Annotated in this window: 2 pseudogenes; both read right to left on the bottom strand. The window is 44.0% G+C overall.

The features are described 5' to 3' along the window. Positions 1 to 385, bottom strand: a pseudogene (locus tag P5674_RS24490) (IS630 transposase-related protein); the annotation flags it as partial. Positions 386 to 448: 63 nt separating this feature from the next. Continuing rightward, a pseudogene (locus tag P5674_RS24485) lies at positions 449 to 1,324 on the bottom strand (recombinase); the annotation flags it as partial. Between the last annotated feature and the right edge of the window lie 272 nt (positions 1,325 to 1,596).

Genomic DNA, 1,596 nt, shown 5'->3' with positions numbered 1-1,596 from the left:
AATAAACTCCTCTCGCTGTTGCTCATCACCTTCTTGGTAGCCGTAAGTTTTTTTTTCTGGTGAAGCCAATTTTCTTCAAGGCTCTGGATATGGTGCGAGGAGAGATGTCGTCATCCCAAAGTTCAGCCATTTGAGCGGAGGTTTTGTGGCCATGCTCTTGGGCAAAAGCCTTGAATTTATGCCAGTCGGTAATTTTGTGGTTATTGCCAGGTCGGTGATTAGGTTTAGGGAGGAAGTCTCCGGTCTGTGCTTTTCTTTGCAGCCAGAGATTAATGGTGTTCCGGCTGACATGGAAAACTTGACTGGCTTCTGTTTTGGGCATACCGTCTAGTTCAATTGCATCAATAACTTTTTGTCTGAGGTCGTAACTATAGGGGGCTGGCATTTTTGGTCTTCTTAGTCATCTCGTCCTCTCCATTATACGTCCTAACTTTCCTGTCTGGTGCTATAAGTTAAAAGCAGCGGCTATTTCGGTAAGCCTTAACCCATACATTACTGTCATACCAGTAACCCACAGCCAGGCGTGACGAGCTTTACTGAATGTATGGTTTTTGATAGTGTAGACTTCTTGTTTAGCGCTGTACCACCAATTTTTAAAGGCATCGATGCCTATACGCTGCTTAACGGTGAATCGTGTTTGTCTGGGATTAATAAGTTCTAACTGTTTTAGTAGGTGGTCTTTATTGGGTGATTTTTTGGCAATGGCTTTCAGGATGTAGTAACGTTCTTTGAATGTTTGGGACCCTATCAGCTCCTCTCCATTCTGTAAGGGAGTGTACAGCATAACCTTGAAACTCTCCCAAGTAGGATAATCATCCCAATTGGGGAATTGCTCAAAGTATATTTTTTGGCTTTGATGATAGGAAGATAGGTCGCTGACAATATCGCGGGAGCGTGGTCGTCCTGTGTTGCGGTTGTACCCGGCAAAATACTCATCTTCCAGTTGTTGGAATATTTCCCGGTAGGTTATCAGATTATCCTCAATCTGATTCTTTCCTAGAATAGTCGTATCATACCAATCCCAGAACTCACTAGTGCTAGTGATAGTCCCTAGGGCTTCTGATACCAGTTTAGCTTTCTTAACCCCGTCTATCACCCCTTGGGGTGTACACTCAAGATTAGCTGTCTTGGGTAGCCGTTTCCCGGTAGGTGGTTGCTTAAACTGCAATAGCAGATTGTACCTAGCCCCGGACTTTTGTAACTTGAGTGTCACTCCTTTGGGACATTCCCCTTTAAAGTCTTGATAGGCTTTCAGGAATCTGCTATAGCTCTCGTCATAGTTACCCTTTCCCCCCACTGTAGGGAGTTTAGTAGCATTACTCATTTTTTACTCACTTGTTACTCTACTACGGTTTTGAGTAACACCTAAGTAACGGTAGAATAGGGGTTGTAGGCTGTAATTCCGGTTCGAGTCCGACTCTGCCCACTATTAACTGTTTCTGATTAGAGAGGGATTAACAAGTAATTTCCTGAAATATCCGGAAATATTTTTCCGATCCCCAAAACCTCAACCATGTAGGTTGGGTCAAACGTAGTGAAACCCAACATAACTGAGAGATGGTGGCGTTGGGTTTCGTGACCTCCACCCAACCTACT

The organism is Limnospira sp. PMC 289.06 (assembly GCF_032350395.1).
In the GTDB taxonomy this organism is placed as follows: Bacteria; Cyanobacteriota; Cyanobacteriia; order Cyanobacteriales; family Microcoleaceae; genus Limnospira; species Limnospira platensis.
The sequence above is the reverse complement of the archived record's forward strand: the minus strand, read 5'-3'. Positions and strand labels throughout refer to the sequence as shown.